The organism is Cupriavidus sp. SW-Y-13 (assembly GCF_009793345.1).
In the GTDB taxonomy this organism is placed as follows: domain Bacteria; phylum Pseudomonadota; class Gammaproteobacteria; order Burkholderiales; family Burkholderiaceae; genus Cupriavidus.
The window spans coordinates 3,320,691-3,343,140 of sequence record NZ_WHLX01000001.1 but is presented as its reverse complement, the minus strand read 5'-3'; the positions used below and the strand labels follow the sequence as shown (position 1 = coordinate 3,343,140).

Sequence of the window (22,450 nt, the reverse complement as noted above, 5' to 3'; positions counted from 1 at the left end):
CATATGCCCCCGTGATTTCCCGTATACCGTTGGGCTGCCCGTGTACACTGCGGTGCATCCAAATGGCGCACGCCGACTGCTTTGTGGCGTCTGTGCGTCACACCGCCGGGCCCCCTCCATGGTGCAACCCGGCCCTCAAGAAGAACCGACCATGAACAATTCTCCCCGCCAGGGTGCGACCCTGGCCGTCCTGATCGACGCCGACAATGCAGCGCCCGCCATCGTCGAAGGACTGCTGGCCGAAGTGGCCAAATACGGCGTGGCCGCCGTGAAGCGGATCTACGGCGACTGGACGCGCCCGAACCTGTCGGGCTGGAAAGACCGCCTGCTGGCGCACTCGATCCAGCCGATCCAGCAGTTCCGCTACACGGTAGGCAAGAACGCCACGGATAGCGCGATGATCATCGATGCGATGGACCTGCTCTACACGGGCCGCTTCGATGGTTTCTGCATCGTGTCGAGCGACAGCGACTTTACGCGCCTGGCCTCGCGCATCCGCGAGCAGGGCCTGACCGTCTACGGCTTTGGCGAACGCAAGACGCCCAAGCCCTTCGTCACCGCCTGCGACAAGTTCATCTATTCGGACGTGCTGCGCGCGGCCGATACCGATAACGATGCAGACGGAGACGCCGATGCGGCCACCGCCCCGGCCCGTCGCCGCAGCACCCAGGAACTGCGTCAGGATTCGCGGCTGGTGCGCCTGCTGCAGAGCGCCTCGCAGGCCGTGTCCGACGAGGACGGCTGGTCCACGCTCGGCGGCATCGGCAACTACATCGCCAAGCAGGTGCCGGAGTTCGATTCGCGCAACTACGGCTACGGCAAGCTGTCCGAGCTGGTGACGGCTACCAACCTGTTCGAGGTGGAAACCCGCAACGGCGGCAACAACAAGACGATCTGGGTACGGCTGCGCAAGCGGAACAAGGGTGAGGGCCAGCCGGTGGCGCAGCAGGCGCCGCAGCCTGTGGCACAGCAACCGCAGCAACCTCAGCAGCAACCCCGCGCCCACCAGCCGAAGCCCGCCCCGCAGCCGCCGGCGCAAACCGTCGCCCAGCCTGTGCCGCCGATCGAGACGCCGGCCCCGGTGGTGAAAATCGACGCCATCCCCGAACCCGCGCCTGCGCTGTCAGCCGATATCGAGGAAGAACGTGCAGGCTCGGCTTCGACGCTGATTGCGGAAACCGTGGAGCCGGTGGAAGAAGAACCCAAGGCACGCGGCAAGCGCACCCGCCGTCCCGACGTGACGCTTAGCGACACGCCGTGGCCAATCGACCAGTCGGTGTTCTCGGCTCCGGGCACGACGGTGCTGTCGGCCAAGGCAGAGCCGGAAGTCGTGGAAGCTGTTGTGAAAGAAGTGCCGGTGGAGGAAGCAGCACCGGCTGAAGAAAAGAAGCCGGCAGCGAAGAAGAAGGCTGCACCGCGCAAGCGGGCGCCTGCAAAGAAGAAGGAAGTGGCGCAGGAATAAGCTCGGAGCGACTCGGCCCCTGTCGGTTCGCGCCCCTCTCCCGCACGGCGGGAGAGGGGCTGGGGGTGAGGGCCAGCGCATCGTCTGCCGCTGGCGCCTATCCCCGCCTATCGCACCAACTGATTGATCTCGATAATCGGCATCAGTACCGCGAGCACGATCAGCAGCACCACCACACCCATCGTCAGAATCAGCAGCGGCTCCAGCAGGCTGGTCAGGAACAGCGTTCGACGCTCCAGTTCCTGGCCTTCGCCCGTAGCCGCCCGCTCCAGCATGATCGGCAGGTTGCCGGTCGCTTCCCCCGAACGAATCAGATGCACCAGCACCGGCGGAAACTGGTTCTGCGCGGCCAGTGCGCGCGCCAGTGAGGCGCCTTCGCGCACCCGCGTCGTCGCATCGTCGACGTTGTTCTTGAGCGCGACGTTCGTCAGCGTTTCTCCAGCGGCTTGCAGGCTGCGCAGGATCGGCACACCGGCCGATACCAGAATCGCGAGCGTGCTGGCAAAGCGCGCGGTGTTGTAGCCGCGGATCAGCTTGCCGATCAGCGGCGCGGTCAGCAGCCAGCGGTGCCACGACAGCTTCACGTCCGGCTGCTTGAGCACGCTGCGTATGATCGCCGTGACCACCGCAATCGCGGCGATGCCCGCCCACCACCAGTTACGCACGAAATCGGACAGCCACAACATGACGATCGTCAGCGTGGGCAGCTTCTGCTTGGTGTTGGCGAAGACGCTGACCACCTGCGGCACCACATAAGACAGCAGGAAGATCACGATGGCGAATGCCACCACGGTGACGATGGCCGGGTAGGTGAAGGCAAGGCGGATCTTCGACGTCAGCGTATTGCGCGTCTCGATATAGGTCGCCAGCCGCTCCAGCACCACGCCAAGGTGGCCCGAGTGCTCGCCAGCAGAAACCAGCGCGCGATAGATGTCCGGAAAATCCTTCGGATGCTGCGACAGCGCCACGGACAGCGAACTGCCGCCCATGACTTCGGCGCGGATACCGGCGAGCAACTCATGTACGTACTGACGTTCGGCCTGGTCGGCCAGTGCACCCAGCGCCTCGTCGAGCGGCAGGCCCGACACGATCAGGCTGGCGAGCTGCCGCGTGAACAGCGCCTGCTCCTGCGTGGACAGCCGGCGCACGAACATGCCCTGGCTGCCGCGCTTGGCGAGGCCCGCACCGGCCAGCGGATCGACAGAAATCGGCGTCAGGCCGCGTGCCCGCAACTGGGTGCGCGCTTGCTTGGGACTGTCGGCCTCGATGACGCCGCGGTCGGTGCGGCCGGTAGCGTCAGCGGCTTCGTAGCGAAAGGCGGGCATGCGGCGTCAGGTTCCTAGTCGCGCGTCACGCGCAGCACTTCTTCCAGCGACGTGGCGCCGCTCTCGATCCAGCGCTGCGCATCGCCACGCATGGTGTGCATGCCCTTGCCGAGCGCCACCTGCTTGATTTCCGATTCGGGCTGCTGGCGATGGATCATCGTCTGGATCTCGCTGTCCACGGTCAACAGTTCATAGACGCCCATCCGGCCCTGATAGCCCGAGTGGCCACACTTGTCGCAGCCCACGGCATGCCACACGCGTTGCAGCGGCTTGCCTTGGGCCTGCAACACATCGGCCTCGCCCGGCGTGACTTCGATCACTTCCTCGCGCTTGCAGTGCGGGCACAGGCGCCGAACCAGCCGCTGCGCCAGCACGCCGAGCAGCGACGACGACAGCAGGAACGGTTCGATCCCCATATCCACCAGACGCGTCACGGCCGAAGCCGAATCGTTCGTGTGCAGCGTGGCCAGCACCAGGTGACCCGTCAGCGAGGCCTGCACAGCGATCTGCGCGGTCTCCAAGTCGCGGATTTCGCCGATCATCACCACGTCCGGGTCTTGCCGCAGGATCGCGCGCAGGGCCTTGCCGAACGTCATGTCGATACGCGGATTGACCTGCGTCTGGCCGATCCCGTCGAGGTCGTACTCGATTGGATCTTCCACGGTCATGATGTTGGTCGTGTGCGAGTCGAGCCGCGACAGCGCCGCATACAGCGTGGTCGTCTTGCCCGAGCCGGTCGGGCCGGTCACCAGCACGATGCCGTGCGGCTGGCGCACGAGATGATCGAAGCCGCCCAGTGTGCCGGGCGCCATGCCCAGCTTGGCCAGATCGAGCCGGCCCGCTTCCTTGTCGAGCAGACGCAGCACGGCGCGTTCACCGTGGCCAGTCGGCAGCGTCGAGACCCGCACATCCACCGGACGCCCGCCCACGCGCAGCGTGATCCGGCCATCCTGTGGCAGACGCTTCTCGGCGATGTCGAGCTGCGCCATGATCTTGATCCGCGAGATAAGCGCGCCGTGCAGCGCCTTCTTCGGCCGCACAACATCGCGCAGCGTGCCGTCCACGCGGAAGCGCACCACCGATGCCGATTCGAACGGTTCGATATGGATATCGGACGCCTGCTCGCGCGCCGCCTGCGTGAGCAGCGCGTTGATCATGCGGATGATCGGCGCGTCGTCCTCGGACTCCAGCAGGTCTTCCACGGCGGGAATGTCCTGCATCAGCCGCGACAGGTCTACCTCGCCTTCGACTTCGCCCACGATCTGTGCGGCCGATCCGTCCTGGCGGTTGTACGCATCGGACATCGCCGCTTCCAGCGCGGGTTGCTCCAGCACGCGCAGATGCAGCGCGCCATGCACGCGCGCCACCTCGGCCAGTGCCGCCGGCGAGGTCTTGCGGCTCACCCAGACTTCGAGTCCGTCCGGACGCTGGTGCGCCACCAGCAGTCCGGCATCGCGCGAGAACGCGTACGACACAAGCCGCGCCGCCATCGGCGACGGGGCTTCGAGAGGCGCTTCCTGCGGCGGTTGCGCGGCGAGTGTTTCGGTCGTCATGCGTGACTCAGCTTTGCGGACGTGCCGGCTTGGCGAACGACTGGTCGTTCAGCGACAGCGGACGCGGCGGCTGCTGCGATGGTTGTTGCGACGGCGGCACCGATGGTTGCTCCGGCGCGGCCGGCGGCGTGGGGCTGAGTGGCAGCGGACTCTGCACGGGACCGTTGTAGCGCGGATCGACGAACGGCGCACCCGGGGAATCGGCAGGCGGCAGTACCGGCGTGTCCTTGTCCCGTACCAGCATGTTAGGCGAGACGTAGCCCTGCTGCTGACCGCGCATGTACTCGTAGCGGTCCTGCGTCAGGCGATCCGTGGCGGCTGCCGTGCGCATCACGTACGGGCGCAGGAACACCAGCAGGTTGGTTTTCTTGCGGTTCTTGTTCTCGTAGCGGAACAGCGAGCCGATCAGCGGAATGTCGCCCAGCAATGGCACCTTCTGCACGCCGTCGCCGTAGCTGTCTTCGATCAGGCCGCCGAGCACGATGATCTGGCCGTCATCGACCAGCACATTGGTCTCGATCGAGCGCACGTTGGTGGTGGGACCCGACGTGAGGTTGATCGTGTTGGCCACCACCGACGAGGATTCCTGGTAGATCTGCATCTTGACCAGCCCGCCTTCGGAAATCTGCGGCCGCACGCGCAGCGTGATGCCGACGTCCTTGCGGTCGAAGGTCTGGAACGGCGACACGCTCGATGAGCTGCCCGTCTGCGCGTAGGAGCCGGTCGTGATCGGAATGTTCTGGCCGATCAGGATCTTGGCTTCCTCGTTCTCCAGCGTGATCAGGTTCGGCGTGGAGAGCAGGTTCACGCTGTCGTTGCTGCCCAGCGCGCGCACCAGCGCACCCAGGCCCGTCGAACGGTTCAGCACACCCACGTTCAGGCCGCCGATGTCCGGCACGATCTGCTGCGCCGCCGCAATGCCGGCCGTGGCGTTGTTGTTGTAGAGCAGGCCCGCCAGGCTCAGGTTCAGGATGTTGGCGCCGCCCGAGGCGAAGTTGGTGCCCGCGAAGCCGATGGTATTGCCGGTGGCGTTGACCAGGCCCTGCCACTGGATGCCCAGTTCACTGGCCTGCGAGGCCGTGACCTCGACGATCATCGATTCGATGTATATCTGGGCGCGACGCGCATCCAGGTCGTCGATCACGCCGCGCAGGTTGCGGTAGACGGGCTCGCTTGCGGTGATGATCAGCGAATTGGTCGACGGGTCGGCCTGGATGATGCCACCCGTGGTGGGCTGCTGGTTCACGGCGAACGACGACGAGAACGCGTTCGAACCGCCACCGCCAAAGCTCGACGAACCGCTGCTGCCGCTGCGGCCATAGCCGCTGGTCGAGCCGCCCGTGTACTGGCCGGACTGCTGCATCGACGTATTCTGCGAGGTGGCGCCCGCGGCGCCGGCAATGCCACCGGCCTGCCCGCCCTGGGTCGAGGTGGAGAAGCTGCTGTCAGCCGCCACGATCGCGCGCAGCGTGGCCGCGAGCTTGGTGGCGTCGGCGTTCTTGAGCGGCACCACCCAGATATTGCCGCCGCGTGCATAGGGCTGGTCGATTTTCTCGATCAGGGCGCGTGCCTGCTGCACACGGGCACGGCTCGACGCGCGGATCATCAGCGAGTTGCTGCGCGGCTCGGCCACCACGGTGGTGCGCAGCGATGCATCGCCGCCCGGCGCAGCACCGGCGCCGCCGGCTGCCGACGGGTCAAGCAGCTTCTGCAGGACCACGGCGGCATCGCTGGCCACGGCGTTCTTCAACGGGATCAGTTCCACTTCGCCCGATGCCGGCGCATCCACCGCCGCAATGATGCGGGCCAGGCGGCGCAGGTTGTCGGCGTAGTCGGTGATGACCAGCGTGTTGTTGGCCGGGTAGGCGGTGATGGTGTTGTTCGGCGCGATCATCGGCCGCAGCACCGGTACGAGGTTGTTGGCCGACTCGTAGTTCAGCCGGAACACCTGCGTCACCACCTGATCGCCCCGGGAGCTACCCGCGCCGATGACCGTGGGCGAGCCCTGGAGCTTGGCGTCGGCTTCCGGCACCACCTTGGTGAAGCCGTTCGAGTCCACCATCGCGTAGCCCTGCATCCGCAGCACCGACCCCAGCGTTTCCAGTGCCTGGGCGCGCGAGACCGGCTGTTCGGTCACCAGGTTGACGGTGCCCTTCACGCGCGGATCGATCACAAAGTTCTTGCCCGTGGCCTGGCCCACCGCCTTGACCACCGATTCGAGATCGGCGTTGACGAAGTTCAGCACCACCTGGTCGCGGTTGTTGCGCGGTGTAATGTCGTTCGGCTGCGGCACCTGCTGGGGCTGCTGCGCCCAGAGCGGCGCGGGCGCCAGCAGGGAGAGGCCGCACAGCAGCACAGTGGCGCGTGCGCAGGCGGTACGGAAGAAAGAAGGGTGTGCTTGCGTTTTCATCGTCGGTTCAAAGCTCGCTCTGTTGCCGTGAGGCTCAGAAGCGCAGCCTGGTCACGTTGTTCTCGGTTCGGCCCAGCAGGCCCAGCAGGCCCGCCAACTGGGTTGCCGCATCGGGGTCGGCGCGTGCCGTACCTTCGAAGCGTGCCTGCCGGCCCAGCGTGCCGCTGCCCTCCAGGTACAGCGGCCCACTCAGGGTTTTCAGTTGCAATTTGCCATCGGCGCCGGCCAGGTCGATATCCGCGCGGTAACTGCCCAGCGGACGCAGACGGCTGACGGCGGCGGACATCTGATCGAGCTGCACGCTCAGATGCCCGGACTTCTGGTTGCCGGTAAATCTGCCCTGCAGTGCCGACCAGTCCACACGCATCGCGCCGTCCGGGCGCAGGGTGTTGAAGGGGGCGCCAATGCCTTCCAGCATCGAGGCCGGCAGCCGGATACTGCCCGATTCCACCGTCCAGCCCGCAGGCGTGACGGCCAGCTTGACCGGCGCGGCCATGGTGGCGTCCTGGAACACCACCACCCGCAAGGTACCCGTCAGCAACGGCCAGAACGCCACATCCCAGTTCAGGCGGCCGGGCAGCACCGTGGCGGTCTGGCTGCCGGCACCGGCCGTCAGCGCGAGCGTGGCGCTACCGTGCCAGAGCGTGCCTGCCGCATCGGCCAGCAGGACCCGCCGCTGCGTGTCCGTGGCGATGCGGTCGGCCATCCATGTAGCCGGCAGGGACGCGACGATCGTCACGACAACCGCCGCCAGGCCGAGCATGGCCCAACGCAGCCGTTGCCAGCCACGCGGCGCGCGCGCCTGTCGGCGAGCCAGTCGCAATGCTTCCAGCCGTGCCATCAGTTACGGCCGCCGGCGCCCGGACCCTGCAGGGTGGCCGTGACATTCACCAGCGCCGTGGCGCCGACATAGCTGATTTTCGCGTCCGTGACCTTGAGCCGCTGCTGCGCCCTGACATCCTGCAGCCAACTGGTCACGGCGCCAAAGGCGGCCTTGTCGAGCTGAATCTGCACGGCGCTTTCGCCTGTGGGCGCGAGTCGCGTGGCCTTCAATCCGTGCTGGGCGAGGCTGTCTTGCAGCGCCTGCGTCAGCGCATCGCCGCGCAGCGACGGCGCCGGGCTGGCCTGCAAACCGCGTGCTTCCTGCGCCAGGGTTTCCATTTCGGCCAGGTCCGCGCGCTGGACGGGCAGGTGGCGCATCAGACGATCACGGCCCGTGGCAGCCGGTTCCCACAGCACGAGGTAGCCGAACACCAGCACCAGGACCAGTGCGCCGCCACCCAGGATGGCCTGTTCGCGCGGATTGCGGGCGTTCCAGAATGTGTCGAAGCGCTCGCGCCAGGCATCGGGCACGCGCGGGCGCAGCCGGCCCAGACGGGCAAAGGCGGGGGAGGAGGTCGAACGATTACCGAACTTCATGCGCCGGCCCTGCCTTCAGGCTTGCCGCCGACGCTGCCTGTGGCGGCTTCCCGTTTCACGGTCCAGCGCGATCCCGGCGGCGTCGGAGCGCCACCGACGCGCACCGTTGCGTCGGGCGGGTTCTTGTCTTCGTCCATCTGCAGACCCACTTGGCGCGCGGCGGTACGCAGCGCGCTGGTGTTGGTGCCCGGCTTGAGCGTGACGTACAGCGTGCCGGCGCGGTAATCGAGTTGCAGCAGCGCATCGGGCGGGAGATCCCGGGCTGCGCGTGCGAAGCCATCCGCCAGCGGCAGGAAATCGCTCGGCGTGCTTCGGCCGCTGGCGGTACGCAACTGTTCGATCTGGCGACGCATCAGCAGCGGCGGCTCGGCCACGGGCGGCACATTGGGGAATGCGGTGTGCAGGAGGTCGATCTGCGCGGCATCGATCCGCTTCGACTCCTGCCGCAGCATGAACCACTGCACATTCATGCCGATGATCTGCACAATCAGCAGCGCCACGGCCAGCGCCACCGGCGCACGCCATGCGCGCAGGTTCCAGCGGTCCATACGGCCCTGGGCGAACTCGAACTGCGCCAGGTCGAGTTGCGGCTCGCGCAGGCACGCTTCGGCGCCGACGAGCCAGATGCGCCATGCATCGGAAATCCTTGAGGCACGCGGCGCGGCGCGCGTCTCGCGCAAGGCCGGCACCGGCGCGTGTGCCTGGGCCGTCTTGTCGCCATGCCAGTGTCCGGCCGGGGCCAGCACCTGCCAGGCGGCCAGCGCCTGATCGTTGAGTAGCAGTCCGTAGCCATCGTACGGGCCCGTGCGGACGGTCAACTGCCAGAGGCGGGCCGATTCGGCCGCTGCCAGGGCAGGTGCCGAGGTGTCCAGCAACGATGCCGACTGGGCCAGCGCCGAGACCGCAGCTTCCACCACCAGCGTGGCGGGCTGCAGGGATTCGTCTGTGGTGGCGGGAATGACAGGTGCGGCGGGAGCGGCGGGGCGGGGCGCAGGCGCGGTGTCGGCGCCACCGGCCAGCACCGGCTCGGCGGCGGAAGACTCGGCTGCGGCGGCCTCGGGCGCCAATTCCAGTGGTTCGGCCAGCGGCAGGCAGAGCTGCGCGGGCAGCACGCTGCGGCGGCGATGCTTGTGTTCGGCAAACTGGTCGAGTGCGGCGCGCAGCCACGCGCGGTCCGTCACCATCAGCAGACGGCGACGCGCACCGCGTGCCGAGGCGGCTGGGTCCAGCGCCGGCCCCAGGGCGATATGGCACGGCGCCGCATCGGTGGCGAGCATGTCCTCGACCAGATTGGGCAGTGCCAGACGCAATCGGGCGGGGGGCAGCGGGGGCACCATGGCGGCCGTCAGCAGCACATCGCTGGCGGCGACGATCAGCACCAGGCGGTCTGCGGCGGGCATTTCGGCGGGTACGGCGTGGCCTTCGCGCAACAGCTCGGGGGCTGGCGGCAGGCCGGTTCGCCGGCTTTTGTCTCCTGCCGTGGCGCGTACCAGCGCAAACGGCATCGTCCCGAATTGCCACGGTTGCGGCTGGTCATGCGGCCGGTGCGGCAGGCGGACGTAGAGCGTGGTACTCAAGATTTCCCTGTATGCAGTGGACGATATTGCGCTGGCGGCAGGAGTGGGCCCGACGGCCGCCAGCATCCGGGGTACGGCAGGGCTGGCGAAGCAAGGGGCCTGGCCGCAGGTTGCTGCAGCTGTCCGGGCTGGCGCAGCAGCATACCTTGCCTGTGTGACCAACGTGCGTCAATAGTGACTCGTCCGATTTTGGAGGAGGTTGATTCCTACGTCGCGCCCCACAAAAATTGGCTTGCCGTACGGCCCCGTTTTAGCGTTGCTCCGGCATGGCATCGGCATCGCGCACCCAGATGACTCGGGTGGTATTGCCGCTACCGAGCACATCGCTGCGGCGTACCAGCGACACCTTGAGGCGCCGCGCACGGTCGTGCCGGACCAAACCGTAGATCAGGAAATAGTGGGTGCGCACGTCCAGCGCATCGGTGGCCGACCCGGCCTGCGGCGCAATGGACTGGAGCTGCGTGGTCACGTCGCCGGTGTTGTTGAAATAGGCGCGGTCACGCTGGCGCACCAGTTCGCGCGCACGGTCGATGGACAGCTTGTCGATCACGGCCGAGAGCACTTCGGCGTCCGCGGTATTAGCGTTGACCTTGGTGCGCTCGGGCAGAACCGTCACAAAGGGTTCCAGCACCGCCACCATCTGCGGCGAGTAACCGGGGATGGCCAGCAGGTCTTCGACACTGTCCGGCGTCCGGGGCGCGGGTTGTCCGTTGGCGGAGACGCCCTTGGCGGCACGCAGAAAATACTGTGCAGTCGGCTCCGCCAGCGCGGCGTTCATGCCCAGCGTTTGAAGCAGTCGTCGGAAGGCCGCCAGGGAAGTCTGGTCGATATTGGCGACGCGGACCCCGCCTTCGGCCGTCCACAGATAGAGGTTGGTCAGGTTGAACCGCGCCTGCGCATCCAGGATGCGGCCCGACACGAACGAGGTTTCGCCAGCCTGGTCCGTGCTCACGCCCGTGCCGAGGAAATCTGAAAGACGCGTCTCCGCCACCGGCACAGACCATGGCTCACCGATGTAGTCCACCTGTGAGCGGCGCTGATCGTCACGCAGGATCAGCCGGGACCAGTCCACGGCGGCGCGCTCGATCCATTCCGCCTGGGCCATCAGGCGCTGGTTCTCGATCGAACGGATCTGTACTTGCTGGCGCCAGAGCAGGCCGGAGACGATAACTACGGCCAGCGTGACCATGAGCAGCGCGGTCACCACGGCGGCGCCCGACTGGCGTTGGCGATGCTCGGGAATCGCGATGCGCCGGGTCATGACGTCCCCGTCATGCAGACTTTCTGGAACTGGCGCGTGGCGCTGCCCTCGCTCATGCGGGCGAAGACATTGAGTTCGATGGCGCGAATACTCACGCTGTCGGAGTAGGCGCCGCCCTCGGACTGTGCACTGGCCTGCGCATCGCTGGCGGATTGCGCGGCGGCGGCACTCGCCGCATCGACCATCACACTGGCCTGCCGCAACGCCGTGCGCACGCGTCCCGAGTCCACCAGCCAGCCGGCTGGCTCCACCCAGGCGCGGGCCGAAAGCTGGTCGGCGTCACTCAGCAGTGGGCGCAGCTGCAGACCCTGGCTGTTGGCCCGCCGCAGTGACAGGATTGCCGATTGCACTTCGCTGCGGGTGCTGGCGGGCCGACTGGCGGCGCGCACGATCGTATTGCCGTCGAGCCGATAGGTCACCACCTGCCAGGCCGGCGCCTGGCCAGCGTCGCGGCGGTCGCGCACCATCAGCAACTGGTTGGGCGCCAGTTCGACGGGACTCGTATCGAGCTGGGCGGGTTTGGCGAGGTGTTCGCAGTCGGACTGGAACTGGCCGTAGAGCACTTTCAGCGCGTCGAGGCGTGCGTCGTGCTCGGTCAGCCGCTCGCGGCTGCGCGTGAGCGAATCGAGTGCGCGCCATCCGATCACCGCCATGACCGCCAGTAGCGTGATGGCTACCAGCATCTCCAGCAGCGTGAAACCGCGCGTGGGGGATGCGCCGCGCCGCCTGTGCGATCGATCAGAGAACATTGCGCGTTTCATTGGGGACCAGCGTGACCAGCCAGGCCAGCCGTACGGACTTGTCCGTCGCCGATGGGAAAACCGCGATTTCCACGCGGCGGAACGATGGGTTTGGCGTGCCCGACACGGTTTCCTGGCAATACAGCGGCACGCCGCCCTGCGGGCATTCGTAGCCGCGCGAACCGGGCTCTGGCCACGTCCTGGACAGCCGCAGCGTGGCCAGATGATTCTCGGCGCTGAATTCGGCCAGCATGCGCTGCTGTAGCGAGGCGCTGGATTCAGTCATCGAACCCATTGCGCGCATGGCGGCAGTCAGCGCCACGGCCAGGATGGTCAGGGCAACGAGTACCTCGATCAGCGTAAAGCCGGGCGGGTGGGGGCGGTGGGCTCGGCGGATCATGGGGTCATCGTTGCCACGTAGCGGCCGCTGCCATCGCCTGCGACTTCGATGCGGATATCGCCGCGTGTCAGTACCAGCCGCTGGGGTTCATCAATCAGTTCGCGGCCGAAGACCAGCCGGATCGGGCCATTGCCGAACTGCCGGCCGCCCTGGACAACCACCGCGCTGTCCAGCGCCAGACGCCAGCGGCCCGGCGCGAACACGTCGGCACGCATCGGCACCCAGCCCTGCGGGGTGGATTCCAGGAAACGCCATCCGGAGGCATCGCCTTCCCAAGCGAGGGGACGTGCGCCAAGTTGCGCGTCCTCCTGGGCAAGTTCGAACAGGCGGGCGATCCGCTGGCCATCGTCGAGTACGCGGCCACGGTCGTTGGGCGTGGCGTTGACAGCCACCAGGGAAATGACGATGCCGGCGATCACCATGACCACCAGCAGTTCGAGCAGCGTGAAGCCGGAAAAACGCCGGCGACGCGTGGAAAGAGCGGCCATGCCGCGCGGCGTCGCCAGATACATGAGGGAAGGGGGCGTTATTCCCAGTTACCGATATCGGCGTCGTTGGCGCTGCCGCCTGCCTGGCCGTCGGCGCCGAAGCTGAACACGTCGATCTCGCCGCGCACGCCCGGGTTCAGGTACTGGTAGGGGTTGCCCCACGGATCCTTGGGCAGGCGTTCCAGATAGCCGCCGCCCTTCCAGTTGTTCGGAATGGGCTCGGTAGTGGGCTTGCTGACCAGCGCGGCCACGCCCTGCTCGGTGGTGGGATAACGGCCGTTGTCGAGGCGGTACAGCTTCAGCGCCTGCATGATCGACGAGATGTCCTGGCGCGCCGCGACGATGCGGGCCTCATCGGGACGGCTCATGATCTTGGGCACAACCAGCGCGGCCAGCACCCCAAGGATCACGATCACCACCATGATTTCGATCAGCGTGAAGCCGCGGGCGCGGCGACGGGTTTCGGTCCGGTGGTTGTTTCTGCGCATCGTGTCTGGGTAAGTGAGTCAGATATGGCCGAAGAGTATAACTCTCGCGGCATGACGGTTTGGTGTGCCGGAAGAAGGCAGTGGCTGGAATTTGTGTACCAATCTGCAACTGCGACAACTGCAACAGAAAACTTGCATTTCAGATGCAGGATATCTATGATTCGAGTCACGATGCAATTGACCCGATTCTCCGACTACGCCCTGCGCATGCTGATGTATGTATCGCGCGCCGACGGTAGCCGCCCCATCACGATCGCCGAAGTCGGCCAGCAGTTCGACATTTCGCACAATCACCTCGTCAAGGTGGCGGCGCGGCTCTCGAAGCTGGGCTGGATCACGGCCACGCGGGGCCGGCACGGTGGCCTGCAGCTTGGCCCCGACGCCGAGCGGCTGACGATCGGCACGATCCTGCGCGAGCTCGAAGGCCAGAAGGCGATTGTCGACTGTGGCAATCCGCCGTGCGTGCTCCGCGGCAACTGCCGCCTGAAGCACGCGCTCGATGCTGCGCAAGAGGCATTCTACAGCGCACTCGATGGCGTGACACTGGGCGAAGTGAACGGTAGTACGGCCGAATCGATCATTACCTTGCATCGAGATTTCCTGAGCCGGCGCGCGGCCTGAGGTCCGGGGAAAGCCCTCGGACACGGTTCGCCGCCGGCTTTGTTGTGAGAAAAAACATGCATGTCAGATGCATGAAATAACAGGAGTATTGCTGATGTTGTCCGCTGCTTCCCGCCCCTATATCGATGCCAGCGTTCCCGTGCTGCGTGAGCACGGCGTCGCCATCACCACGCATTTTTACCGCGAGATGTTCGCCGCGCGTCCCGAGTTGACCAGCCTGTTCAACATGGGCAACCAGGCCAACGGCTCGCAGCAGCAGTCGCTCGCAATGGCGGTTTTCGCCTACGCGGCCAATATCGACCGCGCCGATGTCCTGGCTCCCGTGGTCGAGCGCATCGTCCACAAGCATGTCGCTGTTGGCTTGACGCCCGCCCACTACCCCATCGTCGGCAAGTACCTGCTGGAAGCCATTGCCGCCGTGCTCGGCGACGCCGCCACGCCGCCGCTGCTGGCCGCCTGGGACGAGGCGTACTGGCTGCTGGCCGGCGAGCTGATTGCCGCCGAGGCTCGCCTGTACGATCGCGCCGGCGTCGCCGCTGGCCAGCTGCTGCGTGTGCGCGTGGTGAGCCGCGAGCAGGAAAGCGAGCAAGTGGTGGCGCTGACGCTGGCGGCCGCCGACGGTACGGCGCTGCGTGATTTCGCGCCGGGCCAGTACATCAGCGTGGAGGCCGTGCTGGGCAATGGGCAGCGCCAGTTGCGCCAATACTCGCTGTCCGGCGAACGGGGCCTGCCCACGTGGCGTATTTCGATCAAGCGCGAGGAAGGCAATGCGGAAACGCCGGCTGGCGCGGTATCGAACTGGCTCCATGACAACGCGTTTGTCGATACGACGCTCCATGTCAGCACCCCTTGGGGCGATTTTGCGCCCACGCTCGATGACCGTCGTCCGATCGTGCTGATGTCGGCTGGTATCGGTGTGACGCCGATGGTGTCGGTGCTGCGCACACTGGCCCGCGAGAACCCGCACCGCCACGTGCTGTTTGCCCACGCCGCGCGCCATGGTGGCCACCATGCACACCGCAACGACATGGTCTGGGCCCGTGAGCGCATGCCTAACCTGCGTACTCATGTCAGCTACGAGCAGCCGTCCCAGGCCGATCAGTCGGGGCGCGATTACGACCACGCAGGGACGATGCCGATCGACGCGCTCCTGAAGGCGGAAGACACATCCGGTTTCCAGGATGCCCGCTTCTACCTGTGCGGACCGCTGGGTTTCATGCAGGCGCAGCGCCATGCGCTGATCACCGCCGGCGTTCCCGTGGGTCATATCCATCGCGAAGTGTTCGGCCCGGACCTGCTGGACGATCTGCTCTGATCCGGCCAAGATGCGCGGCACCGACGGTTGTCACGTTGTGACAGACAACCGTCGCATGGGTCTGGTAGGCTAGGCGGTTCCTATAGATAGCCGCTTGGCATACCTGCTCGTGCCCACTCTGTCCCGGCCCGCATTCCCGATCGATATCTCCGCCGCCTGGCTGCCGCGCCTGGCCGGTCTCGCGCTGTTTGCCGCGCTATGCGCGCTCGTCACCCACTGGGTGCTGGCCTTCAGCGCGATGCGTACCATCCCCGTTCCCAAGTCTGCTCGCATCGCACAGACCGAAGCCGTGGAAACGGGTGCGGTGGCGACGTTGTTCGGCGGTAGTGCCCAGGCTGGCGTGCGCGATATCCAGCTGATCGGTGTTGTGGCCGATCTCGACGGCGTGGGGCCTGCAGCTGCGATCCTGTCGATCGATGGCGGTCCGCCCAAGGCCGTGCGTGTGGGTGCTTCGCTGTCCCCGCAGATTAGGCTGAAGGAAATTCACGGCCGCAACATCGTGATCGAACGCAACGGTGTGCGTCAGGAAATCATCTTGCCGCTGCAGAATTCCGTGAGCGTGGGTCGCCCGGGCAACCTGCCGGCCGTGCCGCCATCCGGCGCCGCCGCACCGCTCTCCACGCCGATGCCGGCCACCGTGCAGGCGATGCCACCGCCGGCAGCAAGTATTCCGCAACCGCCCCAGAACATGCCTCCGGGCATGCAGCAACCCATGCAACAGGTACCGCCGCAGAGTCTGACGGGGGAGGCTCCCCCAGTCGACAAGGAATGACGACGGGGTGAAAGCGCTGGAAAAGCGATTTCAAAGTGTTGCGCAATATTTGACTGTCTTGCGCCTGTTTACGGCACGAGTCGATTCTGTGAGGCCCGTAACATCGTATTAAAAGCGCTAACTTGCGTTGGATGTCTGCGTTCTAATCCATACACGCCCAACGTGATGAAAAGGAGCACAGACATGCAACGCACTCACAAGACGCAGATTTTCAAGAACTTCATCGCGGCCTCGGCCGTCTTCCTGACCGCAGGCGCAGCGATGGCGCAAACCGCAGCCCAGTCCCCGGCCTCCGCGCCACAGGCGGCTCCGCAAGGCGGTCCCGGCCATCATCACCGCATGGACGGCCACGGCCCGCACGGCGGCGGCATGATGATGATGAAGTCGATCGACACGGACGGCGATGGCACGATCTCCAAGGCCGAAGCCGACGCGCTATTCAACAAGATCGATACCAATCACGATGGCAAGCTCGACAAGCAGGAAATGGGCGCCTATCGCAAGGCAATGTTCGAGCAGCACCGCGCCGAGAGGAAGGCGGCGTTCGAGGCGAAGTTCAAGGCGGCGGACAAGAACAACGATGGGGCACTGACCCGCGACGAGTTCAAGACCGCATTCCCGCGCATGGCCAACCGCTTCGACAAGCTTGATGCCAACCGGGATGGCAAGGTGACCATGGCCGAGATCCAGTCGGATATGGAGAAGATGCGAAAAGAGCATCACAATCGCCCCATGCAGCGCGGACCGGGCGCCGGCTCGGCACCGGCCGTGCCGTCTTCCAGCGGCGGCTGAACGACTGCTACCGTAGCTTGACCGACGCGGCCTCCGGGCCGCGTTTTTTATGGGGCTGGCACCAACCTTGCCTGTGCAACGTGATGCATACGTCCCGGGCAACGGACGCGTGACAGGCGGCGAGGTGAAAATAAAATTGCGGACTTGTGCCCAACTTGCTAAATTTGCGCAAAAAAATTGCCGACAAACATATTGCGGAGCAACAAAACGTGAGCAAGGTGGAACTGGACAAGATCGACAGGAAGATTCTGGAGGTTCTGCAGACCAACGGCAGGCTGACCAACCTGGAAGTGGCCGAGCGCGTAAATCTGTCGCCGAGTCCCTGTCTGCGCCGCATCCGTCGTCTTGAGGAGATCGGCGTGATTCGTCAGTACGCCGCGCTGCTGGAACCGAACAAGATCGGACTCGGGCTGCTCGCGTATATCAACGTGCGCCTGGAAAAGCAGGGTGGCACGCCCAAGGGCAAGGCCCCGCTGGACCTGTTCCGCGCGGCGCTCCAGACTTGGCCGGAAGTGGCCGCCTGCCACGCCATGACCGGCGAGATGGATCTGTTGCTCAAGGTCTATGTGGAGGACATGGAGCATTTCGCGCGCTTCATGCAGGAGCAACTTCTGGCGCATCCGTCGGTCATCGATGTGCGTTCGAGCTTTGCGCTGGAATCGATCAAGGACACCACGGCATTGCCGGTGGCAGGCGGCGCCTGATTTTCAGGCCGCAGAAACAACAACGGCGCACCATCGCGGTGCGCCGTCTGCATTGGCGAGCTGCCTGGTTCGTCAGGCCGTCCCTTTCTGCGGTACCAGCGAACGCCAGAAGCGCAGACCGAAGCGGCGTGCATCGCGCAGGTTCCGACGCATCATGTAGTCCAGATCCGCAACCTGTTCGTCGATGACCTCGGTCAGGCGGCTCACCGTATCGGCGGGCGTCAGTTCCAGATAGGCATCGGCCTCGCCATAGGCGTACTGCACCTTCATGCCGGCCTTCTTGGCGATGTGCATCATCGCGGCGTTGCGCGACAGGCAATGCATGTACAGGGTACGGACATTGGTGTTGCGGCCATGCATCGCGGCGCGCTGGAACAGTGCACTGCCGATCCCGCGGCCCCGCGCGCTCTTCGACACGGACACGCCGAACTCGGCCACGCGGCCCTGGGCGTTATCGCGCAGGTTGGCGAAGTGCCCCACGCCAATCAGTTCCAGATGCTCGTCATAGACGCCGAACACACTGTCGTGATCGAAGTCGATGCTCTCGACATAGGCTTCAATGACGTGGTCTCCAACCGACTGGCCGAAACGGAGCAGGCGATCTTCCTCGCCCAAGGCGAGAAAATGCTTGTGCAGGCGGGAGCGATGATGGGCAGCCAGCTCGCGTACCAGGGTGGTATGGCGCTGGGTGGCCTGGCTAGCCTCGGCTGCACGGCGAAGATCTTCGTCGGTTACGGCTCCGACGGCCTTGCTCAGTTCGAGCGGGTTCACTTGGATTTCCTTCTTGGGATCGATATAAACATAGCATTGCAGCGATTTCTGCCCACTCTGTTTCCATCAACACACCAAACCACACCGTCGTGAGGATGTTTTGTGATGCAAAATACGGGTTCGGGCAAACACTAGGTTGCTGCAATGCGAAAAGTATTGTAGTGGAATTGTCAGGTCCGCGTAAGCCTTCGTGCGCAAGCCCCCAAGGGGGCCGCATCGCGAGAATTCATAAATCGTTGCAGAATCAACGGCTTGGCTTGGCGAATGTGTAGTCGCCATCGACACCTGTTGTTGATCTGCTGCAACGCCGCACAGAGCTGCCCGTCGCCTCGGTCCGTGCCGCGCGCGCCGGAAGGCCTGGAAGAACAAGCCTTATATGGACGAGCCACCCATCGTTGTGATTTATGCGCATCCTGCGCCAAGGCAATCCCGCGTCAATCATCCACTCGCCGAAGCGTTGGCCCAGTTGCCGCACGTTGAGGTCCGCGAACTCTACAAGCGCTATGTCGATTACGACATCGACGTGGTAGCTGAACAGCGCCTGCTCTCTACCGCAGAGACTGTGGTCCTGCAATTTCCCGTGCGCTGGTACAGCGTGCCGGCCCTGATGAAACTGTGGCTCGACGAAGTGCTGGAAGTGGGCTGGGCATTCGGCCCTGGCGGCACGGCGCTGCGTGGCAAGTCGATGCTCGTCGTGGTCAGCACCGGCGGGCATGCCGATGCATACGGGCCCGACGGCGTCCATGGCCATCCGATCAGCGATTTCCTGCTGCCGCTCGAACAAACGGCACTGCTGTGCGGCATGACCTGGCTGTCGCCTGTCGTGCTTCATGACGCTGATCGGGCCGACACCGATGCGGTGGCGCTTCACATCGAACACGTGGCCCGCCACCTGGCCCCGCCGCCATTGCCACCTGAAACGCAGGAATGGCCCGAAGCCGGCGAGCCTGACGAGGACGCAGCATGAACCAGCACGATTTCCTGATTGCACTGCTTGTTTTCCTCGTGGCGGCGGTGGTGGCCGTGCCGCTGGCGCGGCGCTTCCAGCTGGGTTCTGTGCTGGGCTACCTGATCGCTGGCGCCGCGATTGGCCCGTTTGCGCTGAAGCTCGTGACCAATGTCGAGTCGATCCTGCATTTCTCGGAGTTCGGGGTCGTGCTGATGATGTTTGTTATTGGCCTGGAACTGGAGCCCCGCAAGCTCAAGACGCTGCGCAAGTCGATTTTCGGCTATGGGTCGGTGCAGATGGTGATGTGTGCGCTGGCGATCGGCATCGTGGCCGTTTTGTTTGGTGCGTCCTGGCAGATCGCACTCGTGGCCGGGCTGGGCCTGGCGCTATCGTCCACCGCCATCGCATTTGCCACGCTGGCCGAGCGCAACCTGATGCAGACGGGAGCCGGTGCGGCCAGTTTCGGCATTTTGCTGTTCCAGGATATCGCGGCCATTCCGATGATTGCTTTGCTGCCGCTGCTGGCCGCCGAGGGAGCCGGGGCGACCGCGCACGGTCCGGAAAACTGGCAGACGGCCGCCAAGGCGGTGGCGGTGATCGGCGCCGTGGTGGTGGGCGGACGCTATCTGGTACGGCCGGCGCTTCGCATCATCGCCCGGACTGGCATGCGCGAGATGTTCACGGCATTCTCGCTGCTGCTCGTCGTCGGCATCGCGTTGATGATGGACGCGGTGGGCCTGTCGATGGCGCTGGGTACTTTTGTTGCGGGCGTGCTGCTTGCCGATTCGGAGTATCGCCATGCCCTGGAGGCGGACATCGAGCCGTTCAAGGGGCTGCTGCTCGGGCTGTTCTTCATGGCCGTGGGCATGTCGATCGATTTCGGCATCCTCGCCAGTTCGCCGGGCAAGGTGATCGGCTTCGTGATCGCCTTCGTCGTGGTCAAGACGCTGGTCCTGACGCTGCTGGCTCGCCGGTTCGGCGTCGGGCGTGGTCAGTGGCTGCTGTTCGGGTTGCTGATTTCGCAGGGCGGCGAGTTCGGGTTCGTGGTGTTCGCCGAGGCACGCATGGTGGGACTGATGCCGCGCGAGACCGAGGCGCTGCTGGTGCTGATCATTGCGTTGTCGATGGTCGTCACCCCGCTGCTGCTGCTGGCGTTCGACCGCCTGCTTGCTCCGCGCCTGAACGCGATGTCGCAGCGTCCCGATGACGAGATCACGAATCACCACAATCCCGTGATCATTGCGGGCTTCGGCCGCTTCGGGCAGATCATTGGCCGGCTGCTCTATGCCCAGGGTGTGGGTGTGACCGTGCTTGACCACGATCCTGACCAGATCGAGTTCCTGCGCCAGTACGGATTCAAGATTTTCTATGGCGATGCCACGCGCATTGACCTGCTGGAGGCGGCTGGCGCCAGCGAGGCGCGCATCATGATCGTCTGTATCGAGGATATCGACGACAACCTGGCACTGATCGACAAGGTGCGCCATCGCTGGCCCGAACTGGCAATCTACACTCGCGCCAAGCACGTATCTCACGTCTACCAGTTGAAGGACCGGGGCGTTGAAACGTACGAGCGCGAGATGTTCGAAGGGTCGCTGATGCTCGGCCGGCGCGTGCTGGAAGGACTGGGCTTTGACCCGGTGGAGGCGCGCAGCGTGGCGCTGCGGTTCCGCCGCCATAACGTCGAGGCGATCGACCGCTTCTATCCGTACTACAAGGATCAGAAGAAGCTGGTGTCGATGGCCCGGCAGGCGCGGGACGAACTGGAGGAAATGTTCCGCCAGGACCGGGAGCAGCGGAAGAAACGCGAAGAAGCGGAGTGGTCCTGACCGGCCCGACCGTCTAGCGGGGAACGGCCGGCACCAGGCCGTTTTCCAGCAGGCCCACCACCATTTCGGCGAACTGCGCATATGACAGCTTGCCGCCCGGCTTGAGCCACGTGAACGTCCAGTTGATCATGCCGAAGACGGTCATGGTCAGCGCGGTCTGGTTCTCGCCCGTGACGCGCTCCGGGAATGCCAGCCGCAGCAGGCGCGAGAATGCCGCCACCACGTCGCGTTCGCGCTTCAGGATCTGGTCGCGCTGTTCCTCGGCCAGGAACTTCACATCGTTGATCAGCGCAATATGGCGGGTCTGCGACGTTTCGTATTCGGCCAGGAAGGCGCGCAGCAAGTGACCGAATGTTTCCCGATGGCTGCGGCCCTGGCGCTCGCCGTCGCGCTCGACCTCGGTCACGATCTGCATGAGCTGGCGCGTGTAGCGATCCAGCAGGTCGAACAGGATCGCTTCCTTGCTCTCGTAATAGTGGTAGAGGCGGGCCTTGGAGGTGCCGCACGCGGCAGCCAGGTCGGCCATTGAGGTGCTGGGATAGCTCGTGGCGGCAAACGCAGCTGCCGCCAGGTCCAGGATCTGTTCGCGTTGCGCCTCGAAGTCGGGCGCTTTGGTTCTGGCCATATGGGTCGGATCGATCCCTGTTTTTATCGGGTTACTCGGCGCTGGCCATCAGGGAATTGCGGCGGACTTCGCAGGTGTCCAGGCTTTCCGGATTGCCGCGCAATTGCAGTTGCCCGTTGCTGACCAGTTCGCGGCACCGCCAGAAGACGAACCAGTCGCTGGCCAGCAGCCCTTCGATCGCTCCCATGACGCTGGCCACGGTCTGCGCGGCGGGCGTCCATTCGACTGGCGCACGCTCAAGGATGACGTCGTCGACGTTGTGATAGGCCGCCGGCACCAGCGTGTTGCCTTTCCACAGCCGGACGTCGGCGTTTTCCTTCACGTTTTGCTGCCACTCGTAGCCTAGCCGGCCCAGGCGCAGGACTGACACCGGGGCGATGGTCGAAAACCGGCGCGCCAGGCGGGAGGCGGGATACATGCCGATGGCGGTCAGGCTGCCGTGCGCGGGGGTTTCCAGCTCGCGCAGGTCCATCGCCACTTCGTTGATCCGCTGGGGCGCCTGATAGAGGTGGAAGACCACCCGGCGCAGCATGAGCTGGTCCGATGCACTCTGGCCGTGCCAGATCGCCACTTCCATCGCGTCGCGCCGCAATTGCTGGAGCTGGTCGAGCGCCTGGCGCATCTCGGCGGCAAAGTCGATGTCGGAGTGGGGTGCCACGCGCTGCCAGAAGCCGGAGCGGATCAGGCCGGTACTGTCGATATCGGCGATCGGGCCCACGGCGAGGTCGTCGCGCAGGACGACCACCGGGTCGGGGCGGGCGGCCTGGGCCAGAGCCTGGCGCAGTGTATTGCCCGCGACATCGCCGTTGACGACATGGATATATTGCATGACCGTGATTGTATAGGGATGCGACGGGTCCAGGCCCTGCGCCAGCGGCCGATGCGACGCATGAAGCGTGTTCCGCCATTGTAATCACGGCATGCGGTACGCCGGGCATCGGCGGCTGTC

At 65.3% G+C, this 22,450-nt stretch carries 22 protein-coding genes; 8 read left to right on the top strand and 14 right to left on the bottom strand.

Annotation, left to right across the window (positions count from 1 at the left end; genetic code table 11):
• Positions 1 to 151: 151 nt before the first annotated feature.
• Positions 152 to 1,462 (top strand): NYN domain-containing protein, encoded by a 1,311-nt coding sequence (locus tag GA566_RS15015; RefSeq protein WP_160473092.1) that lies wholly within the window; start codon positions 152 to 154, stop codon positions 1,460 to 1,462.
• 107 nt (positions 1,463 to 1,569) lie between these two features.
• Here GA566_RS15015 and gspF read toward each other — a convergent pair whose 3' ends face one another.
• From gspF to gspG, 11 genes are all read right to left on the bottom strand, one after another.
• Entirely contained in the window at positions 1,570 to 2,787 is a 1,218-nt protein-coding gene (gene gspF, locus GA566_RS15010; RefSeq protein ID WP_137928196.1) for a type II secretion system inner membrane protein GspF, read from the bottom strand.
• Between the two features lie 14 nt (positions 2,788 to 2,801).
• Positions 2,802 to 4,277 (bottom strand): type II secretion system ATPase GspE, encoded by a 1,476-nt coding sequence (gene gspE / locus GA566_RS15005; RefSeq protein ID WP_160473318.1) that lies wholly within the window; start codon positions 4,275 to 4,277, stop codon positions 2,802 to 2,804.
• A gap of 70 nt (positions 4,278 to 4,347) precedes the next feature.
• Positions 4,348 to 6,750, bottom strand: coding sequence for a type II secretion system secretin GspD (gene gspD, locus GA566_RS15000; protein ID WP_160473091.1), 2,403 nt, complete (start codon positions 6,748 to 6,750; stop codon positions 4,348 to 4,350).
• A 34-nt stretch (positions 6,751 to 6,784) separates the two neighbouring features.
• Complete coding sequence (gene gspN / locus GA566_RS14995; protein ID WP_160473090.1) at positions 6,785 to 7,591, bottom strand: type II secretion system protein N; 807 nt, start codon at positions 7,589 to 7,591, stop codon at positions 6,785 to 6,787.
• The gene (locus tag GA566_RS14990) at positions 7,591 to 8,169 is read right to left on the bottom strand and encodes a type II secretion system protein M (RefSeq protein ID WP_137928193.1); all 579 of its coding nucleotides are present in this window, start codon (positions 8,167 to 8,169) and stop codon (positions 7,591 to 7,593) included. Before GA566_RS14990 ends, gspN begins: the two co-directional genes overlap by 1 nt.
• On the bottom strand, positions 8,166 to 9,746 hold the full coding sequence (gspL, locus tag GA566_RS14985; protein ID WP_160473089.1) for a type II secretion system protein GspL: 1,581 nt from the start codon (positions 9,744 to 9,746) through the stop codon (positions 8,166 to 8,168). The genes GA566_RS14990 and gspL overlap by 4 nt, the downstream gene beginning before the upstream one ends.
• A 250-nt stretch (positions 9,747 to 9,996) precedes the next feature.
• Positions 9,997 to 11,007 (bottom strand): type II secretion system minor pseudopilin GspK, encoded by a 1,011-nt coding sequence (gene gspK / locus GA566_RS14980; protein WP_137928191.1) that lies wholly within the window; start codon positions 11,005 to 11,007, stop codon positions 9,997 to 9,999.
• The gene (locus GA566_RS14975; protein ID WP_160473088.1) at positions 11,004 to 11,768 is read right to left on the bottom strand and encodes a prepilin-type N-terminal cleavage/methylation domain-containing protein; all 765 of its coding nucleotides are present in this window, start codon (positions 11,766 to 11,768) and stop codon (positions 11,004 to 11,006) included. The genes gspK and GA566_RS14975 overlap by 4 nt, the downstream gene beginning before the upstream one ends.
• The gene (gene gspI, locus GA566_RS14970) at positions 11,746 to 12,147 is read right to left on the bottom strand and encodes a type II secretion system minor pseudopilin GspI (protein WP_160473087.1); all 402 of its coding nucleotides are present in this window, start codon (positions 12,145 to 12,147) and stop codon (positions 11,746 to 11,748) included. Before gspI ends, GA566_RS14975 begins: the two co-directional genes overlap by 23 nt.
• Entirely contained in the window at positions 12,144 to 12,635 is a 492-nt protein-coding gene (locus GA566_RS14965; RefSeq protein WP_346814052.1) for a prepilin-type N-terminal cleavage/methylation domain-containing protein, read from the bottom strand. Before GA566_RS14965 ends, gspI begins: the two co-directional genes overlap by 4 nt.
• A gap of 38 nt (positions 12,636 to 12,673) precedes the next feature.
• The gene (gspG, locus tag GA566_RS14960; protein WP_137928144.1) at positions 12,674 to 13,123 is read right to left on the bottom strand and encodes a type II secretion system major pseudopilin GspG; all 450 of its coding nucleotides are present in this window, start codon (positions 13,121 to 13,123) and stop codon (positions 12,674 to 12,676) included.
• Positions 13,124 to 13,294: 171 nt separating this feature from the next.
• On the opposite strand from gspG, the gene GA566_RS14955 reads away from it, so the two are divergent.
• The 5 genes from GA566_RS14955 to GA566_RS14935 all read left to right on the top strand — a co-directional run bounded on the left by GA566_RS14955 (position 13,295) and on the right by GA566_RS14935 (position 17,327).
• Positions 13,295 to 13,744, top strand: coding sequence for an Rrf2 family transcriptional regulator (locus GA566_RS14955; protein ID WP_171020521.1), 450 nt, complete (start codon positions 13,295 to 13,297; stop codon positions 13,742 to 13,744).
• A 94-nt stretch (positions 13,745 to 13,838) separates the two neighbouring features.
• Complete coding sequence (locus tag GA566_RS14950; protein ID WP_160473085.1) at positions 13,839 to 15,059, top strand: globin domain-containing protein; 1,221 nt, start codon at positions 13,839 to 13,841, stop codon at positions 15,057 to 15,059.
• Between the two features lie 103 nt (positions 15,060 to 15,162).
• Positions 15,163 to 15,831, top strand: coding sequence for a hypothetical protein (locus GA566_RS14945; protein WP_370459309.1), 669 nt, complete (start codon positions 15,163 to 15,165; stop codon positions 15,829 to 15,831).
• Between the two features lie 183 nt (positions 15,832 to 16,014).
• Positions 16,015 to 16,623, top strand: coding sequence for an EF-hand domain-containing protein (locus GA566_RS14940; protein ID WP_160473084.1), 609 nt, complete (start codon positions 16,015 to 16,017; stop codon positions 16,621 to 16,623).
• A gap of 209 nt (positions 16,624 to 16,832) precedes the next feature.
• Complete coding sequence (locus tag GA566_RS14935) at positions 16,833 to 17,327, top strand: Lrp/AsnC family transcriptional regulator (RefSeq protein ID WP_137928148.1); 495 nt, start codon at positions 16,833 to 16,835, stop codon at positions 17,325 to 17,327.
• A 72-nt stretch (positions 17,328 to 17,399) separates the two neighbouring features.
• On the opposite strand, the gene GA566_RS14930 is transcribed toward GA566_RS14935, so the two are convergent.
• Complete coding sequence (locus tag GA566_RS14930; protein WP_137928149.1) at positions 17,400 to 18,098, bottom strand: GNAT family N-acetyltransferase; 699 nt, start codon at positions 18,096 to 18,098, stop codon at positions 17,400 to 17,402.
• Between the two features lie 376 nt (positions 18,099 to 18,474).
• On the opposite strand from GA566_RS14930, the gene GA566_RS14925 reads away from it, so the two are divergent.
• Together GA566_RS14925 and kefC are read left to right on the top strand one after the other, a co-directional pair.
• Positions 18,475 to 19,065: an NAD(P)H-dependent oxidoreductase gene (locus tag GA566_RS14925; protein WP_137928150.1), complete on the top strand. Its 591-nt coding sequence runs from the start codon at positions 18,475 to 18,477 to the stop codon at positions 19,063 to 19,065.
• On the top strand, positions 19,062 to 20,876 hold the full coding sequence (kefC, locus tag GA566_RS14920) for a glutathione-regulated potassium-efflux system protein KefC (RefSeq protein WP_137928151.1): 1,815 nt from the start codon (positions 19,062 to 19,064) through the stop codon (positions 20,874 to 20,876). The genes GA566_RS14925 and kefC overlap by 4 nt, the downstream gene beginning before the upstream one ends.
• A 13-nt stretch (positions 20,877 to 20,889) precedes the next feature.
• On the opposite strand, the gene GA566_RS14915 is transcribed toward kefC, so the two are convergent.
• Both GA566_RS14915 and GA566_RS14910 read right to left on the bottom strand, forming a co-directional pair.
• Positions 20,890 to 21,501, bottom strand: coding sequence for a TetR/AcrR family transcriptional regulator (locus tag GA566_RS14915; protein WP_137928152.1), 612 nt, complete (start codon positions 21,499 to 21,501; stop codon positions 20,890 to 20,892).
• Between the two features lie 31 nt (positions 21,502 to 21,532).
• Complete coding sequence (locus GA566_RS14910; protein ID WP_137928153.1) at positions 21,533 to 22,330, bottom strand: DUF1835 domain-containing protein; 798 nt, start codon at positions 22,328 to 22,330, stop codon at positions 21,533 to 21,535.
• Positions 22,331 to 22,450 lie beyond the last annotated feature (120 nt).

What these genes read in the sequence shown, in the direction of transcription:
- gspG (WP_137928144.1), bottom strand. Translation starts at nt 13,123, where the DNA reads ATGCGCAGAAACAACCACCGGACCGAAACCCGTCGCCGCGCCCGCGGC.
- GA566_RS14955 (WP_171020521.1), top strand. Translation starts at nt 13,295, where the DNA reads ATGCAATTGACCCGATTCTCCGACTACGCCCTGCGCATGCTGATGTAT.
- gspI (WP_160473087.1), bottom strand. Translation starts at nt 12,147, where the DNA reads ATGATCCGCCGAGCCCACCGCCCCCACCCGCCCGGCTTTACGCTGATC.
- GA566_RS14925 (WP_137928150.1), top strand. Translation starts at nt 18,475, where the DNA reads ATGGACGAGCCACCCATCGTTGTGATTTATGCGCATCCTGCGCCAAGG.
- GA566_RS15015 (WP_160473092.1), top strand. Translation starts at nt 152, where the DNA reads ATGAACAATTCTCCCCGCCAGGGTGCGACCCTGGCCGTCCTGATCGAC.
- gspD (WP_160473091.1), bottom strand. Translation starts at nt 6,750, where the DNA reads ATGAAAACGCAAGCACACCCTTCTTTCTTCCGTACCGCCTGCGCACGC.
- gspN (WP_160473090.1), bottom strand. Translation starts at nt 7,591, where the DNA reads ATGGCACGGCTGGAAGCATTGCGACTGGCTCGCCGACAGGCGCGCGCG.
- GA566_RS14990 (WP_137928193.1), bottom strand. Translation starts at nt 8,169, where the DNA reads ATGAAGTTCGGTAATCGTTCGACCTCCTCCCCCGCCTTTGCCCGTCTG.
- GA566_RS14965 (WP_346814052.1), bottom strand. Translation starts at nt 12,635, where the DNA reads ATGGCCGCTCTTTCCACGCGTCGCCGGCGTTTTTCCGGCTTCACGCTG.
- GA566_RS14910 (WP_137928153.1), bottom strand. Translation starts at nt 22,330, where the DNA reads ATGCAATATATCCATGTCGTCAACGGCGATGTCGCGGGCAATACACTG.
- GA566_RS14940 (WP_160473084.1), top strand. Translation starts at nt 16,015, where the DNA reads ATGCAACGCACTCACAAGACGCAGATTTTCAAGAACTTCATCGCGGCC.
- GA566_RS14915 (WP_137928152.1), bottom strand. Translation starts at nt 21,501, where the DNA reads ATGGCCAGAACCAAAGCGCCCGACTTCGAGGCGCAACGCGAACAGATC.
- GA566_RS14950 (WP_160473085.1), top strand. Translation starts at nt 13,839, where the DNA reads ATGTTGTCCGCTGCTTCCCGCCCCTATATCGATGCCAGCGTTCCCGTG.
- gspF (WP_137928196.1), bottom strand. Translation starts at nt 2,787, where the DNA reads ATGCCCGCCTTTCGCTACGAAGCCGCTGACGCTACCGGCCGCACCGAC.
- GA566_RS14975 (WP_160473088.1), bottom strand. Translation starts at nt 11,768, where the DNA reads ATGAAACGCGCAATGTTCTCTGATCGATCGCACAGGCGGCGCGGCGCA.
- gspE (WP_160473318.1), bottom strand. Translation starts at nt 4,277, where the DNA reads ATGGCGGCGCGGCTTGTGTCGTACGCGTTCTCGCGCGATGCCGGACTG.
- gspK (WP_137928191.1), bottom strand. Translation starts at nt 11,007, where the DNA reads ATGACCCGGCGCATCGCGATTCCCGAGCATCGCCAACGCCAGTCGGGC.
- kefC (WP_137928151.1), top strand. Translation starts at nt 19,062, where the DNA reads ATGAACCAGCACGATTTCCTGATTGCACTGCTTGTTTTCCTCGTGGCG.